The sequence below is a fragment of the Pseudomonas sp. S44 genome (assembly GCF_016624805.1).
GTDB classification, from domain to species: domain Bacteria; phylum Pseudomonadota; class Gammaproteobacteria; order Pseudomonadales; family Pseudomonadaceae; genus Aquipseudomonas; species Aquipseudomonas machongensis.
Window position 1 is genome coordinate 20,373 of the sequence record NZ_JACVTY010000028.1, and the last position, 14,133, is coordinate 34,505.

Genomic DNA, 14,133 nt, shown 5'->3' on the forward strand with positions numbered 1-14,133 from the left:
CTGTCTGTTACGGCCCTTTCGCGGGCAAGCCCGCCCCCACGAGCAGGTGACACGGATCACCAGACAAAACAGCCCTTCCCTATTGGCTGGTGATTTTTTAAACTATCGAGTCCGCCTGCCCATTCTGGGCTGCACGCTAATCGCATCTGCTACTGAGGAAGACCATGGCCCGCGTAACTGTTGAAGACTGCCTGGAACACGTGGATAACCGCTTCGAGCTGGTCATGCTCTCGACCAAGCGCGCCCGCCAACTGGCCACCGGCGGCAAGGAGCCACGCGTGGCGTGGGAAAACGACAAGCCAACCGTCGTCGCCCTGCGCGAAATTGCCGAAGGCATCGTGACCAATGAATTCATCGCCGCCGAAGAGATCGTCACCGAGGATCCGGTGTTCGCTGCGTTCGAGGACGAGAACAACGAGGCCGTCTGATTCATGCCCGGTCGACGTCGCGCGGCACACGATCCTCTTCCTCTGCAAGAGGTGAAACCATGCCGGGTATAGAAGCCCTCGCCGAGCGGCTGTCGACCTATCTGGGCCCCGAACAGGTCAATCTTGTTCGCCGGGCCTATTTCTATGCCGAACAGGCACACGACGGGCAACGCCGCCGCAGTGGCGAGCCCTACGTGACCCATCCGCTGGCAGTCGCCAGCATTCTCGCCGACATGCACATGGACCATCAGAGCCTGATGGCCGCCATGCTGCACGACGTGATCGAAGATACCGGCATCGCCAAGGAAGCTCTCAGCCAGCAGTTCGGCGAAACCGTCGCCGAGCTGGTCGACGGGGTCAGCAAGCTGACCCAGATGAATTTCGAGACCAAGGCCGAGGCGCAAGCCGAGAACTTTCAGAAAATGGCCATGGCCATGGCCCGCGATATCCGCGTGATCCTGGTCAAGCTGGCCGATCGCCTGCACAACATGCGCACCCTGGAAGTGCTGTCCGGTGAAAAGCGCCGGCGCATCGCCAAGGAAACCCTCGAGATCTACGCCCCCATCGCCAATCGGCTGGGCATGCACACCGTGCGCGTGGAGTTCGAGGATCTTGGTTTCAAGGCCATGCACCCCATGCGCTCCTCGCTCATTCACCGGGCGGTGAAGAGCGCGCGCGGCAACCGCAAGGAAATCGTCGCCAAGATCGAGACCTCGCTGGCCAACTGCCTGGCGGCGGACGGCATCGAGGGCGAGGTCAGCGGCCGGCAGAAACACCTCTATGGCATCTACAAGAAGATGCGCGGCAAGCGCCGCGCCTTCAACGAGATCATGGACGTGTACGCCTTCCGCATCATCGTTGACAAGGTCGACACCTGCTACCGCGTGCTGGGTGCCGTGCACAACCTGTACAAGCCGCTGCCGGGGCGCTTCAAGGACTACATCGCGATTCCCAAGGCCAACGGCTACCAGTCGCTGCACACCACGCTGTTCGGGATGCACGGTGTGCCCATCGAAATCCAGATCCGCACCCGCGAAATGGAAGAGATGGCCAACAACGGCATCGCCGCGCACTGGCTGTACAAGTCGAACGAGGAAGAACAGCCCAAGGGCAGCCACGCCCGCGCCCGTCAATGGGTCAAGGGCATCCTCGAGCTGCAGCAGCGGGCAGGCAACTCTCTGGAGTTCATCGAGAGCGTGAAGATCGACCTGTTCCCGGACGAGGTCTATGTCTTCACGCCCAAAGGTCGGATCATGGAGCTGCCCAAAGGCTCCACTGCCGTCGACTTCGCCTACGCGGTGCACACCGACGTCGGCAACAGCTGCATCGCCTGCCGCATCAACCGTCGCCTGGCACCGCTCTCCGAGCCGTTGCAAAGTGGCTCGACGGTCGAGATCGTCAGTGCGCCGGGCGCACGTCCAAACCCGGCCTGGCTCAATTTCGTGGTTACCGGCAAGGCACGCACGCACATTCGCCATGCGCTCAAACAGCAGCGCCGCTCCGAATCCATCAGCCTCGGCGAACGCCTGCTGAACAAAGTGCTGACGGGCTTCGACAGCAGCCTGGACAAGATCGCCGCCGAGCGCGTCCAGGCCATCCTCACCGAATACCGCCTGGAGCTCGTCGAAGACCTGCTCGAAGACATCGGCCTGGGCAACCGCATGGCCTACGTGGTCGCCCGCCGCCTGCTGTCCGCCGAAGGCGAGCAGCTGCCATCGCCAGAGGGCCCGCTGGCGATCCGCGGCACAGAAGGCCTGGTGCTCAGCTACGCCAAGTGCTGTACGCCGATCCCGGGTGACCCCATCGTCGGCCACCTGTCGGCGGGCAAGGGCATGGTTGTGCACCTGGAAGACTGCCGCAACATCAGTGAAATCCGACACAACCCGGAGAAGTGCCTGCAGCTCTCCTGGGCCAAGGACGTCACCGGCGAGTTCAATGTCGAACTGCGCGTCGAACTGGAACACCAGCGCGGCCTGATCGCCCTGCTGGCCAGCAGCGTCAACGCCGCCGACGGCAACATCGAGAAGATCAGCATGGATGAGCGCGACGGTCGCGTCAGCGTGGTCCAACTGGTGGTCAGCGTGCGCGACCGCGTGCACCTGGCTCGCGTGATCAAGAAGCTGCGCACCCTGACCGGCGTGGTCCGCATCACCCGAACGCGTGCGTAGTCCGTCAACCGCAAGGAGTCAACATGACCAAGACCGTCATCAACAGCGACAAGGCCCCTGCCGCCATCGGCACCTACTCCCAGGCGATCAAGGCTGGTAACACCGTCTACATGTCGGGCCAGATTCCTCTGGATCCCAAGACCATGGAGCTGGTTGAAGGCTTCGAGGCACAGACCGTGCAGGTCTTCGAAAACCTCAAGGCTGTTGCCGAGGCCGCTGGCGGTTCGTTCAAGGATATCGTCAAGCTGAACATCTTCCTCACCGACCTGAGCCACTTCGCCAAGGTCAACGAGGTCATGGGTCGCTACTTCGAGCAGCCCTACCCAGCCCGCGCCGCGATTGGCGTAGCTGCCCTGCCAAAGGGCTCGCAAGTCGAGATGGACGCCATCCTCGTCATCGAGTGATGCCCCAGGCGGCGGGCGCCCGGCCTGCCGCCTTTCCTTCCTGAAGGTTCCCACCATGCGTCATGCCCTGCCTCTCGCGCTGGCAGCCCTGCTTCTGGGCGGCTGCGCCAGCCACAAACCTGAAGATTTCAACGGTACCTGGATCAACCAGGATGCCATCGACGCCGCCGTCAAGGGCGACAGCTTGCGCAAGGCGCTGTCCAGCCATGGCCCGGTATTCGAATGGAAGATTGACGTCGTCAGCCAGCAAGCCCGCTACAGCAATGGTTTCGAAGCCGCTGAGGGCAGCCTCGTCGCGGCGGACAAGCAATGGCAAGCCAATTTCGAAGGCGGCCAGAGCGAGCAATTGAGCCTCGATGGCGACGAATTGCAAACAACCGACGCCTCCGGCGCCAAGCAGACCTTCGTGCGCAGCAAGCCCCCGACACCCGCCGACGCACCGCTGGGTGGCAGCTTCGAGAAGGCGCTGTACAAGGCGTACCTGGGTGGCGAATGGAAAATCGTCGAAGGCCCAGGCCAGGGCGCCAAGGTCCGCTTCGCCGACGACGGCGGCGTGACCGGCTTGCCCGATCTGGACCGTTACGCCCTTTGCCTGGCCGGCGATTGCGCGACCATGGGCGGCGACAACGACAGCCTCTGGCTGGAGCGCGACCAACGCGGCGCCCCCTGGGTGTTCAAGCGTGATGACGACAAGCTGGAGATCTTCCGTGCAGTCAACCGTGCGCAGCCCGACGAAATGCCAGAACTCGCGGCTGGCGCGCGGCAGTGGGTGCTTGAGCGCGACTGATCCACTACTTGCAGGAGCAACTGTCTCGTCCAAAATTTAAAGACCAGCCCAATCCCTGTGGGAGCGGGCTTGTCCCGCGATCACCGGCGAAGCCGGTGCCATGCAGCGCGGTATCCGATTCGCGGGCAAGCCCGCTCCTACGGGTACCCGGACAGCCTCGACACCGGTAGTCGAGGCTTGGCTTCAGCCTTTCAGGATCGCCGCGTACCCTTCCTTGTAGCTCGCATACTGCGGCACCCAGCCCAGCGCCCGTGCCCGCGCGTTGCTGCAGCGCTTGCTGCCGGTGCGGCGCACGCGCTGCTCGTCCGACCACTCGGTAACGCCCATGTACTGGCGCAGCCAGGCCACCACCTCGGCCAGCGGGGCCGGATCGTCGTCGACACCGATGTAGCAGTCCTCCAGCGCCACCCCGTCCGCGTCTGCCTGCAGCAGGAACGCCAGCAAACCGGCCGCGTCCTCGGCATGAATGCGATTGCCGTACAGCGGCGGCTCCTCGGCCACCCGATATCCCTGGCGCACCTGGCTCAGCAGCCACTCGCGGCCGGGGCCATAGATCCCCGTCAGACGCACCAGGCTGGCGGGAATCCCGCTCTCGAGCGCCAAGCGCTCGGCCTCCAGCATGATCCGCCCCGAATACCCCTCGGGCTCGGTGGCAGCACCTTCCTCGACCCACTCGCCGCCCTGCTGCGCATAGACGCTGCTGCTGGACACGAACAGCAAGCGGCGCGGATGCTGCCCCTTGTCCGCCAACCAGCTCAGCACGTGGCGCAAACCCTCCACATAGGCGGCCCGATAACCGGCTTCATCGTGCTGGCTGGCCGCCACGCAATACACCAGATAATCCGGGGAATGCTCGGGCCAGCCTGCAGGAATGCTGGCGTCGGACAGATCGGCTGCCACCGGCAGAACGCCTGCGGGCAGCTGTGCCACCGTGCGACGCAGCCCATGTACCTGCCAGCCGCGGGCGAGCAGTTGCCGGGCCAGGCGGCTGCCTACATCACCACAACCTACGATCATCGCGGACAGATCCGACATCACTTCACTCCAGAACGAAAGGCCCAGGCTAGCCGTATTAGACGATCAGCGGCTATCCAAAGCGTAAAAAAAGTTACTCTATTACTTTTGTTAACAAGAATTACTTGCAATAATGGCGCCCTGATTCAGTTCTCGGCCCCCCTCGAGGCCATGGAGAACACCACCCCATTTTTCTTCATCAGGTCCGGCCAGCATGACTCGTACTCAACCTTCCGCTTCGCCAACCACATCGCGCGCCTGGCGCGCCATCGCCGCGCTGCTGTTCAGCCTGGTGCTGGCCCCGGCCGCCATGGCTGAAGAGCCTGCCGCCAACGGCGCCACCCCTCCTGCTGCAGTCGCTCCGGCTGACCCGGCCGCCAATGGCCAGGCATCCGCGAACGCCGCTGAGCCCGCCGAGGCCCAGGCGCCAGCAGGCGAGAACGTCGAAGCACTGGTCGAAGACACCTCGCTGGGCATGGCCCACGACCTGTCCCCATGGGGCATGTACAAGAACGCCGATATCGTCGTGAAGGCGGTAATGATCGGCCTGGCCATCGCCTCCATCATCACCTGGACCATCTGGATCGCCAAGGGCTTCGAGCTGATGGGCGCCAAGCGCCGCCTGCGCGGTGAAATCGCCCTGCTGAAGAAATCTGCCAGCCTGAAAGAAGCCAGCAGCGTCGCCGACAAGGAGGGCACCCTGGCTCATACCCTGATCCACGACGCCCTCGAGGAAATGCGCCTGTCGGCCAACACCCGCGAGAAGGAAGGCATCAAGGAACGCGTCAGCTTCCGCCTGGAGCGCCTGGTCGCTGCCAGCGGTCGCAACATGAGCAGCGGCACCGGCGTGCTGGCCACCATCGGCTCGACCGCGCCATTCGTCGGTCTGTTCGGCACCGTGTGGGGCATCATGAACAGCTTCATCGGCATCGCCAAGACCCAGACCACCAACCTCGCCGTCGTTGCCCCAGGCATCGCCGAAGCCCTGCTGGCCACCGCCCTGGGCCTGGTCGCCGCGATTCCGGCCGTGGTCATCTACAACGTCTTCGCCCGTTCCATCGCCGGCTACAAGGCGCAGGTCTCCGACGCCTCGGCGCAGGTCCTGCTGCTGGTCAGCCGTGACCTGGACCATCAGGCTGGCGAGCGCGCCGCCCCGCACATGGTGAAAGTGGGGTAAGCCATGGGCCTGCATCTCAACGAAGGTGGCGACGACCTCGCCGAAAACCACGAAATCAACGTCACGCCGTTCATCGACGTGATGCTGGTACTGCTGATCATCTTCATGGTTGCCGCACCACTGGCGACGGTCGACATCAAGGTCGACCTGCCAGCCTCGACCGCAAAACCTGCACCGAGGCCCGAGAAACCGGTGTTCGTCAGCGTCAAGGCCGACAAGAAGCTGTACGTCGGCGATGACGCGGTGGACCTGCCCGAACAGCTTGGCGCGATGCTCGACGCCAAGACCAAGGGCGACAAGGAAACCACCATCTTCTTCCAGGCCGACAAGGGTGTTGACTACGGCGACCTGATGGAAGTGATGAACACCATGCGCGCGGCCGGCTACCTCAAGGTCGGTCTGGTCGGACTCGAGACGGCAGCCAAGAAATGACGAACAAGCGCTCCAACCTGGTGCGCTACGGTGCCAGCCTGGCAGCCGTGCTCGGTGTGCACGTGATCGCCGTAGTGCTGACGCTCAACTGGTCGGTGCCCCAGGCCATCGAGCTGCCGCCAGCAGCGATGATGGTCGAGCTGGCACCGGTCCCCGAGCCTGCGCCACCGCCGCCACCGAAAGCGGCTCCACAGCCGCCTGCGCCGGTCGAAGAGCCACCGCTGCCCAAGCTGGTGGAGGCTCCGAAACCGAAGATCGCGATCCCTAAGCCGCCCAAGCCGAAGGCCAAGCCCCAGCCGCCCAAGCCCGAGAAAAAGCCTGAGCCGCCGAAGGACGAACCACCGGCCAAGGAACAAGTGGCCGATACCGCGCCAAGCAACGCTCCGCCGCAGAAGTCGGCAGCGCCGCAGCCGAGTATCGCCTCCAACAGCAACGCCCTGCCGACGTGGCAAAGCGACCTGCTGCGTCACCTGGCGAAGTACAAGAAGTACCCGGAAGACGCGCGTCGCCGTGGCCTGCAAGGGATCAACCGGCTGCGCTTCGTGGTCGATGCCGAGGGCAAGGTGCTGTCGTATTCACTGGCCGGAGGCTCAGGCAGTGCTGCACTGGACCGCGCGACGATGGACATGATCCGCCGCGCCGGCACGGTACCCAAGCCGCCTGCGGAGTTGTTGAACAATGGCACGATCGAGGTAGTGGCGCCCTTCGTCTACTCGTTGGACAAGCGCTGATACATTGCATCTGTCACAAAACCGCAAGTCTGATAACGTGCGTCTATCGATTGCACCCGCTATGCTGGGGCCGCAACTTCATGGACGCACGTTATGACCCTCACTGAACTCCGCTACATCGTCACACTCGCTCAGGAGCAGCACTTCGGCCATGCCGCCGAGCGTTGCCACGTCAGCCAGCCGACCCTGTCGGTCGGGGTGAAGAAGCTTGAGGACGAGCTGGGCGTGCTGATCTTCGAGCGCAGCAAGAGCGCCGTACGCCTGACACCGGTTGGCGAAAGCATCGTCGCCCAGGCGCAGAAGGTGCTCGAGCAGGCCCAAGGCATCCGCGAACTGGCCCAGGCCGGCAAGAACCAGCTCACTGCTCCACTGAAAGTCGGCGCCATCTATACCGTCGGCCCCTACCTGTTCCCGCACCTGATTCCACAGTTGCACCGGGTTGCCCCGCAGATGCCGCTGTACATCGAAGAGAACTTCACCCACGTGCTGCGCGAGAAACTGCGCAACGGCGAACTGGACGCGGTGATCATCGCGCTGCCGTTCAACGAGGCCGACGTGCTGACGCTACCGCTGTACGATGAGCCATTCTGCGCGCTGATGCCGGCCGATCACCCCTGGACCGCCAAGAAGACCATCGACACCGCCCTGCTCAACGACAAGAGCCTGCTGCTGCTCGGCGAAGGTCACTGCTTCCGCGACCAGGTGCTCGAAGCCTGCCCGACCCTGAACAAGGGTAACGATGCCTCGAAGCACACCACGGTCGAATCCAGCTCGCTGGAGACCATCCGTCATATGGTCGCCTCGGGCCTAGGTGTTTCGATCCTGCCGTTGTCGGCGGTGCACAGTCATCACTACGCCCCTGGCGTCATCGAAGTGCGTCCACTGACAGCGCCTGCACCGTTCCGAACCGTTGCCATCGCCTGGCGCGCCAGCTTCCCGCGGCCAAAGGCAATCGAGATCCTCGCCGATTCGATCCGCCTCTGTTCGGTCGCCAAGACGCCTGCGCCACAGCCGGCCTGATGCCATGACGGAGTTGTCGAAGGTCCCGGTCACCGAGCTCAAGGGCGTCGGCGAGGCCATGGCGGAAAAACTCGCCAAGGTCGGCCTGGAAAGCCTGCAGGACTTGCTGTTCCACCTGCCACTGCGCTACCAGGACCGCACCCGCGTCGTACCGATCGGCGCCCTGCGTCCCGGTCAGGATGCCGTGATCGAGGGCGTGGTCAGCGGGGCTGACGTGACCATGGGCAAACGCCGCAGCCTGGTGGTACGCCTGGGCGACGGCACAGGCGTGCTTAGCCTGCGCTTCTATCACTTCAGCAATGCGCAGAAAGAAGGCCTCAAGCGTGGCACCCACCTGCGCTGCTACGGTGAGGCACGCCCCGGAGCCTCTGGCCTTGAGATCTATCATCCGGAATACCGCGCGCTCAACGGCGACGAACCGCCACCGCCCGTCGAGCAGACCCTGACCCCGATCTACCCGACCACCGAAGGCCTCACCCAGCAGCGTCTGCGCCTGCTCTGCCAGCTCAGCCTGAGCAAGCTCGGCCCGCGCAGCCTGCCCGACTGGCTGCCGGATGAGCTGGCCCGCGACTATCACCTGGCCCCACTGGACGACGCCATCCGCTACCTGCACAACCCACCCGCCGACGCCGACCTCGACGAGCTTGCCGAAGGCCAGCACTGGGCCCAGCACCGCCTCGCATTCGAGGAACTGCTCACGCACCAGCTCTCCCAGCAGCGTCTGCGTGAGAGCCTGCGTGCCCTGCGAGCCCCGGTGCTGCCCAAGGCCAGCCGCCTGCCCGGACAGTACCTGGCCAACCTCGGATTCACTCCCACCGGTGCCCAGCAGCGGGTAGGCAACGAGATCGCCTATGACCTCAGCCAGCCAGAGCCGATGATGCGCCTGGTGCAAGGTGACGTGGGTGCCGGCAAGACCGTGGTTGCTGCGCTGGCAGCGCTGCAGGCGCTGGAGGCCGGTTACCAGGTCGCGCTGATGGCGCCCACCGAGATCCTCGCCGAACAGCACTACATCACCTTCAAGCGCTGGCTCGAACCCTTGGGGATAGAAGTCGCCTGGCTGGCTGGCAAGCTCAAAGGCAAGGCTCGCGCCAGTGCGCTGGAGCAAATCGCCGGCGGCGCCCCCATGGTGGTCGGCACCCATGCGCTGTTCCAGGAAGAAGTGAAGTTTCGCCACCTGGCCCTGGCGATCATCGACGAACAGCACCGTTTCGGCGTGCAGCAACGGCTGGCCCTGCGCAAGAAGGGCGTGAACGGCACGCTGTGTCCGCACCAGTTGATCATGACCGCCACCCCCATCCCGCGTACGCTCGCCATGAGCGCCTACGCCGACCTCGATACCTCCATTCTTGATGAGCTGCCGCCCGGCCGAACGCCAGTCAATACCGTGCTGGTGGCCGACAGTCGCCGCTTCGAGGTGGTAGAGCGGGTCCGCGCTGCCTGCGCCGAAGGGCGCCAGGCCTACTGGGTGTGCACCCTGATCGAGGAATCCGAAGAGCTGACCTGCCAGGCCGCCGAAAGTACTTTCGAAGAGCTGGGCAGCGCGCTCGGCGAGCTGCGTGTGGGCCTGATCCACGGGCGCATGAAGCCTGCGGAAAAAGCCGCGGTGATGGCCGAATTCAAGGCCGGCCATCTGCAATTGCTGGTGGCCACCACGGTGATCGAGGTGGGGGTGGACGTGCCCAACGCCAGCCTGATGATCATCGAAAACCCTGAACGCCTGGGCCTGGCCCAGCTTCACCAGCTGCGTGGCCGGGTCGGTCGGGGTAGCGCCGTCAGCCATTGCGTGCTGCTCTATCACCCGCCACTGTCACAGATCGGCCGCGAACGCTTAGGGATCATGCGCGAGACCAACGATGGCTTCGTCATCGCCGAGAAGGATCTTGAGCTGCGCGGCCCCGGCGAAATGCTCGGCACCCGACAGACCGGCCTGCTGCAATTCAAGGTCGCCGACCTGATGCGTGACGCCGACCTGCTGCCCGCAGTACGCGACGCCGCACAGGCATTGCTGGCACGCTGGCCCGATCATGTCAGCCCGCTACTGGATCGGTGGCTGCGTCACGGCCAACAATACGGCCAAGTGTGACACCGGTCCCATTCGTGCCCCAGCTCGGGGCTCAGGATGGTTATACTTCGCGTTTGAAAAGACACCTTTGGAAACAGACCATGACTGAAGTGGCCCTGGACACCGCAACCCCGCACGCTCCGTCGGTCATCCGACTGCTGCTGGAAAAGCTCGGCGTAGCCTATCGCGAGGTGTCCGAACACCCGCGGCTGCCCGCGAAATCGCGCGTCCAGGCCGTTCTGCTGGACGATGAAGTCGGCGCGCTCATGGTGCTGTTCCCACAAAGCCATCTGCTGGACCTGAAGCGCCTGGAAGAGCTGACCGGTCGCAAACTCAAGGCCGTGCCGCTGGAGCGATTGAAGAAGATGCTCGACAAGCACCAGCTCAAGGCCTTGCCGGCAATCCCGGCCCTGACCAGCTCACCGTGCCTGTACGACGAACGGCTGCTCAACGCCGATAGCCTGTTGATCCAGTCCGGTGAGGCTGGGCTGCTATTGGAAGTGGCCCGCGACAACTTCAAGCGCATGCTGAGCAAGGCCAGCGCCGGCAGCTTTGGCCTTGAAGTCGAAAGCATCCAGCGCAACCTCGACCGCCCCCACGACGACACCAAGGAAATCTCCAACGCGGTCCAGGCTTTCACTGCCCGACGCATCCAGCAGCGCCTGGAGCAGACCATCGAGATCCCGCCACTGGCCGACACCGCGCAGAAGATCATCAAGCTGCGCGTCGACCCCAACGCCAGCGTCGACGACATCACCGGCGTGGTCGAAACCGACCCGGCACTGGCCGCACAGGTGGTGAGCTGGGCCGCATCGCCCTACTACGCGTCACCCGGCAAGATCCGCTCGGTGGAAGATGCCATCGTTCGCGTGCTGGGCTTCGACCTGGTGATCAACCTTGCGCTGGGCCTGGCCCTGGGCAAGACCCTGAGCCTGCCGAAAGACCATCCGCAGCAGGCCACGCCTTACTGGCAGCAGTCGATCTACACAGCCGCAGTGATCGAAGGCCTGACCCGCGCCATGCCGCGCGCCGAACGCCCCGAAGCGGGTCTAACCTACCTGGCGGGGCTGCTGCACAACTTCGGCTATCTGCTGCTGGCCCACGTGTTCCCGCCGCATTTCTCGTTGATCTGTCGTCATCTTGAGGTCAACCCGCACCTGTACCACAGCTATGTCGAGCAGCACCTGCTGGGCATCAGCCGCGAGCAGATCGGCGCCTGGCTGATGAAGCTGTGGGACATGCCGGACGAGCTGTCCGCGGCGCTGCGCTTCCAGCACGACCCAAGCTATGAAGGCGAGTATTCGGCCTACCCGAACCTCGTGTGCCTGGCCACGTCGCTGCTGCGTTCGCGGGGCATTGGCTCAGGACCGCAGGAAGAGATTCCGGAGGCGCTGCTCGAACGCCTTGGGCTGACCCGCGACAAGGCGGAGGACGTAGTGAGCAAGGTGCTGGAAGCCGAAGCGCTGCTGCGCGAACTGGCCTCGCAGTTCCAGGCCCCACACTGACTGGCAAGAGCGGGTTTGCCCGCTCGTACACAGGCGGATTCAGGCCTTTTTCTTGCGGGGCTTGAGGTATTTCATCAGCCCCTGGAACCAGATCACCAATGCCGGGTTGCCCTTGATCTGGATGTTCTTGTCCTGGATCCCCTGCATGAACGCCAACTGCTTGTTGCCAGCCTGCAAGGTGGCAAAGCCGAACGCGGCATCCTTGAAGGCGATGGCAAAGGCCGGTTGAGGGTGCAGGCCACCCTTGCTGCTGATGCGCTCACCACTCACCGTGAAATGCCGGGCCACTTTGCCATCCAAGGTCTGCATCTGGAACACCAGGTCCTTGTCGCGCAGTTGCTGCTGGAACGCCGGGTTGTTACGGCTGGCCCTGGCCATCAGCAGCCCCATGGCCCAGAGAAGAAAGCGAAACTTCATCAACGCGCCTCGATTGAAATATGACTGAAGCGCGCAGTTTATCCCTTTCTTAAACTTTTTACGCCAGCTCGCCGCATTGTTTCTGCACGCCAGAAAGCACAACGGACGCCCTGGGGCGCCCGTTCGGATGACACTCGAGTGTCAGGAATCGATCACTTGCCTTTCTTGGCTGGCTTGGCGGGAACGTTGACGCTGTCACGCAGGTTCTTGCCAGGTTTGAAGGCAACAGTGTTGCTGGCCTTGATCTTCACCGGTTGACCAGTCTGTGGGTTCTTGCCGGTGCGCGCGCCGCGGTGACGCTTCTCGAAGGTGCCGAAACCGACCAGGGTGACGGTATCCTTGTCGAGCGCGCCAGTGATGCTGTCGAGAATCGCGTTCAGCACCTGATTGGCCTTTTCCTTGGTCAGATCGGCCTTTTCGGCGATGACGGCGGCGAGTTCTGGTTTACGCATAGTGAAGCCTCTTTGACGGGATTTTTGTTGTTATGCCGTGCTACCTGCGAAAGCAGCGCCCAAGGCGCCGCAGGCTCTAATCTGCGGCAGACGGAAGTGAGAATGGCACGCTCACCGTGGCCGCGCCAGTGTCTGAGCGGCCATTGTCGCGCCAAGAACAGGCCAAATACGACAGTTCGAACGGCATTCAGGCCATTAGAGGCGGAAGCTGCCGATTCAGCGCCAGCTTTTCCATCACCGCCGACCCCGTGAGGGCATAGCCCAGCAACTGGCCATCGGCGCTGTAGCACAGCACTTTCAGGTCGCTGCCCTGCCCTTCGACCTGCCAGGTTCCCTCTCGGCCCATCGGTGCTGGCGAAACAACCAGCGGGCACGCGGGCGTCTTTACCGTGACAGGCATCGGGCCATAGTTCACACCCGTGGGGTTGCCGGCGAGCGTCTGCGCCAGTGCGCGGGCGCAAGCCATCAGCGGCATGACGTAGAGCAGGTTGATGCCATCCACTTCGGCGCAATCGCCCAGGGCGAAGATGTTCGCGTGGGAGGTCCGCAGTTGGCGATCCACCACCACCCCCCGGTTCACCTGCAGCCCGGCAGCGGCGGCAAGGTCTGTACGCGGTCGCAGGCCGATGGCCGAGACCACCAGATCACAGGCAATCACGCTGCCGTCGGACAAGTGAGCCTCGAGTCCGCCGCCGGTGCGTTGCAGGCGGGTCAGCACCGGGCCCAGATGGAAGCGCACGCCCAGCCCTTCCAGGCCAGCCTGCACCGCACTGGCGGCAGCAGGATGCAACAAGGTCGGCATCACCTGCTCACAGGGCGCCACCACGTCGCACTGGTAGCCGCCGAGGGTCAGATCGTTGGCAAACTCGCAGCCGATCAGCCCGGCACCCAGCAGCAACACGCGCTGCTTGCCCGCGGCGGCGGCACGAAAGCGCGCGTAGTCTTCCAAGTCGTTGATCGGAAAGACCAGCTCGGTGCCGTCGCCCTCAATCGGCACCTGTACCGTCTGCGCACCCAAGGCCAACACCAGGTCGCGGTATTGCACCGCCTCCTCGCCGATCCACAAGCGCTTGTGACCAGGGTCGATGCCGCTGATACGGGTATGGGTACGAATCTCGGCCTTGAGCTGCTCGGCCATGGCGCCCGGCTCGGCCATGCACAGGCCGTCGGCGTCCTTGTGCTTGGCAAAGCCGGTGGAGAGCATCGGCTTGGAATAGGAGCGACCGTCGTCGGCGGTGATCAGCAACAGCGGCGTGTCAGCGTCGAGCTTGCGAAATTCCCGGGCCAGGTTATAGCCCGCAAGGCCAGTGCCGATGATCACCACAGGGGACGTCATGTCGTGCTTCCTCTTGCAGGGGGTCGTCGATCAGCCGATGGCGATCATTTCGAAGTCGCTCTTGCCTACACCACAATCGGGACACAGCCAATCTTCCGGCACGTCTTCCCAGCGGGTGCCTGGAGCGATCCCGTCGTCCGGCCAGCCCTCGGCCTCGTCGTAGATCAGGCCACAGACAATGCATTGCCACTTCTTCATCA

Annotated in this window: 15 protein-coding genes; 10 read left to right on the forward strand and 5 right to left on the reverse strand. The window is 63.8% G+C overall.

Annotation, left to right across the window (positions count from 1 at the left end):
- The first annotated feature begins 164 nt into the window (after window positions 1–164).
- The 4 genes from rpoZ to IAE40_RS19555 are packed head-to-tail and all read left to right on the forward strand — an operon-like array spanning window position 165 to window position 3,787.
- The gene (rpoZ, locus tag IAE40_RS19540) at window positions 165–428 is read left to right on the forward strand and encodes a DNA-directed RNA polymerase subunit omega (protein ID WP_003253383.1); all 264 of its coding nucleotides are present in this window, start codon (window positions 165–167) and stop codon (window positions 426–428) included.
- 59 nt (window positions 429–487) lie between these two features.
- On the forward strand, window positions 488–2,596 hold the full coding sequence (gene spoT / locus IAE40_RS19545) for a bifunctional GTP diphosphokinase/guanosine-3',5'-bis pyrophosphate 3'-pyrophosphohydrolase (protein WP_054894872.1): 2,109 nt from the start codon (window positions 488–490) through the stop codon (window positions 2,594–2,596).
- A gap of 23 nt (window positions 2,597–2,619) precedes the next feature.
- Window positions 2,620–3,000 (forward strand): RidA family protein, encoded by a 381-nt coding sequence (locus IAE40_RS19550; RefSeq protein ID WP_029612280.1) that lies wholly within the window; start codon window positions 2,620–2,622, stop codon window positions 2,998–3,000.
- A gap of 55 nt (window positions 3,001–3,055) precedes the next feature.
- Window positions 3,056–3,787, forward strand: coding sequence for a hypothetical protein (locus tag IAE40_RS19555; RefSeq protein ID WP_200603717.1), 732 nt, complete (start codon window positions 3,056–3,058; stop codon window positions 3,785–3,787).
- A gap of 183 nt (window positions 3,788–3,970) precedes the next feature.
- Here IAE40_RS19555 and IAE40_RS19560 read toward each other — a convergent pair whose 3' ends face one another.
- Window positions 3,971–4,822, reverse strand: coding sequence for an SDR family oxidoreductase (locus IAE40_RS19560; protein ID WP_200603718.1), 852 nt, complete (start codon window positions 4,820–4,822; stop codon window positions 3,971–3,973).
- A 193-nt stretch (window positions 4,823–5,015) separates the two neighbouring features.
- Here IAE40_RS19560 and exbB point away from each other — a divergent pair, with 193 nt between their 5' ends.
- From exbB to IAE40_RS19590, 6 genes are all read left to right on the forward strand, one after another.
- The gene (gene exbB, locus IAE40_RS19565; protein ID WP_200603719.1) at window positions 5,016–5,978 is read left to right on the forward strand and encodes a tonB-system energizer ExbB; all 963 of its coding nucleotides are present in this window, start codon (window positions 5,016–5,018) and stop codon (window positions 5,976–5,978) included.
- Between the two features lie 3 nt (window positions 5,979–5,981).
- The gene (gene exbD / locus IAE40_RS19570; protein WP_200603720.1) at window positions 5,982–6,410 is read left to right on the forward strand and encodes a TonB system transport protein ExbD; all 429 of its coding nucleotides are present in this window, start codon (window positions 5,982–5,984) and stop codon (window positions 6,408–6,410) included.
- The gene (locus IAE40_RS19575; protein ID WP_063541816.1) at window positions 6,407–7,141 is read left to right on the forward strand and encodes an energy transducer TonB; all 735 of its coding nucleotides are present in this window, start codon (window positions 6,407–6,409) and stop codon (window positions 7,139–7,141) included. The genes exbD and IAE40_RS19575 overlap by 4 nt, the downstream gene beginning before the upstream one ends.
- A 93-nt stretch (window positions 7,142–7,234) precedes the next feature.
- Window positions 7,235–8,161, forward strand: coding sequence for a hydrogen peroxide-inducible genes activator (locus IAE40_RS19580; RefSeq protein ID WP_065864604.1), 927 nt, complete (start codon window positions 7,235–7,237; stop codon window positions 8,159–8,161).
- 4 nt (window positions 8,162–8,165) lie between these two features.
- Window positions 8,166–10,244, forward strand: coding sequence for an ATP-dependent DNA helicase RecG (gene recG, locus IAE40_RS19585; protein WP_063541818.1), 2,079 nt, complete (start codon window positions 8,166–8,168; stop codon window positions 10,242–10,244).
- A gap of 80 nt (window positions 10,245–10,324) precedes the next feature.
- On the forward strand, window positions 10,325–11,728 hold the full coding sequence (locus IAE40_RS19590) for an aminoacyl-tRNA deacylase and HDOD domain-containing protein (RefSeq protein ID WP_153774186.1): 1,404 nt from the start codon (window positions 10,325–10,327) through the stop codon (window positions 11,726–11,728).
- Window positions 11,729–11,767: 39 nt separating this feature from the next.
- Here the strand turns inward: IAE40_RS19590 and IAE40_RS19595 are convergent, their stop codons facing one another.
- From IAE40_RS19595 to IAE40_RS19610, 4 genes are all read right to left on the reverse strand, one after another.
- A complete protein-coding gene (locus tag IAE40_RS19595; protein WP_054894881.1) occupies window positions 11,768–12,145 on the reverse strand; it encodes a hypothetical protein in 378 nt (125 codons plus the stop codon).
- 152 nt (window positions 12,146–12,297) lie between these two features.
- On the reverse strand, window positions 12,298–12,597 hold the full coding sequence (locus IAE40_RS19600) for an HU family DNA-binding protein (RefSeq protein ID WP_054894882.1): 300 nt from the start codon (window positions 12,595–12,597) through the stop codon (window positions 12,298–12,300).
- 187 nt (window positions 12,598–12,784) lie between these two features.
- Window positions 12,785–13,933 carry an NAD(P)/FAD-dependent oxidoreductase gene (locus IAE40_RS19605; RefSeq protein ID WP_200603721.1) on the reverse strand — a complete coding sequence of 383 codons (1,149 nt, stop codon included), beginning with the start codon at window positions 13,931–13,933 and terminating at the stop codon, window positions 12,785–12,787.
- Window positions 13,934–13,963: 30 nt separating this feature from the next.
- Window positions 13,964–14,131, reverse strand: coding sequence for a rubredoxin (locus IAE40_RS19610; protein WP_011536423.1), 168 nt, complete (start codon window positions 14,129–14,131; stop codon window positions 13,964–13,966).
- Between the last annotated feature and the right edge of the window lie 2 nt (window positions 14,132–14,133).

What these genes read in the sequence shown, in the direction of transcription:
- rpoZ (WP_003253383.1), top strand. Translation starts at nt 165, where the DNA reads ATGGCCCGCGTAACTGTTGAAGACTGCCTGGAACACGTGGATAACCGC.
- spoT (WP_054894872.1), top strand. Translation starts at nt 488, where the DNA reads ATGCCGGGTATAGAAGCCCTCGCCGAGCGGCTGTCGACCTATCTGGGC.
- IAE40_RS19550 (WP_029612280.1), top strand. Translation starts at nt 2,620, where the DNA reads ATGACCAAGACCGTCATCAACAGCGACAAGGCCCCTGCCGCCATCGGC.
- IAE40_RS19555 (WP_200603717.1), top strand. Translation starts at nt 3,056, where the DNA reads ATGCGTCATGCCCTGCCTCTCGCGCTGGCAGCCCTGCTTCTGGGCGGC.
- IAE40_RS19560 (WP_200603718.1), bottom strand. Translation starts at nt 4,822, where the DNA reads ATGTCGGATCTGTCCGCGATGATCGTAGGTTGTGGTGATGTAGGCAGC.
- exbB (WP_200603719.1), top strand. Translation starts at nt 5,016, where the DNA reads ATGACTCGTACTCAACCTTCCGCTTCGCCAACCACATCGCGCGCCTGG.
- exbD (WP_200603720.1), top strand. Translation starts at nt 5,982, where the DNA reads ATGGGCCTGCATCTCAACGAAGGTGGCGACGACCTCGCCGAAAACCAC.
- IAE40_RS19575 (WP_063541816.1), top strand. Translation starts at nt 6,407, where the DNA reads ATGACGAACAAGCGCTCCAACCTGGTGCGCTACGGTGCCAGCCTGGCA.
- IAE40_RS19580 (WP_065864604.1), top strand. Translation starts at nt 7,235, where the DNA reads ATGACCCTCACTGAACTCCGCTACATCGTCACACTCGCTCAGGAGCAG.
- recG (WP_063541818.1), top strand. Translation starts at nt 8,166, where the DNA reads ATGACGGAGTTGTCGAAGGTCCCGGTCACCGAGCTCAAGGGCGTCGGC.
- IAE40_RS19590 (WP_153774186.1), top strand. Translation starts at nt 10,325, where the DNA reads ATGACTGAAGTGGCCCTGGACACCGCAACCCCGCACGCTCCGTCGGTC.
- IAE40_RS19595 (WP_054894881.1), bottom strand. Translation starts at nt 12,145, where the DNA reads ATGAAGTTTCGCTTTCTTCTCTGGGCCATGGGGCTGCTGATGGCCAGG.
- IAE40_RS19600 (WP_054894882.1), bottom strand. Translation starts at nt 12,597, where the DNA reads ATGCGTAAACCAGAACTCGCCGCCGTCATCGCCGAAAAGGCCGATCTG.
- IAE40_RS19605 (WP_200603721.1), bottom strand. Translation starts at nt 13,933, where the DNA reads ATGACGTCCCCTGTGGTGATCATCGGCACTGGCCTTGCGGGCTATAAC.
- IAE40_RS19610 (WP_011536423.1), bottom strand. Translation starts at nt 14,131, where the DNA reads ATGAAGAAGTGGCAATGCATTGTCTGTGGCCTGATCTACGACGAGGCC.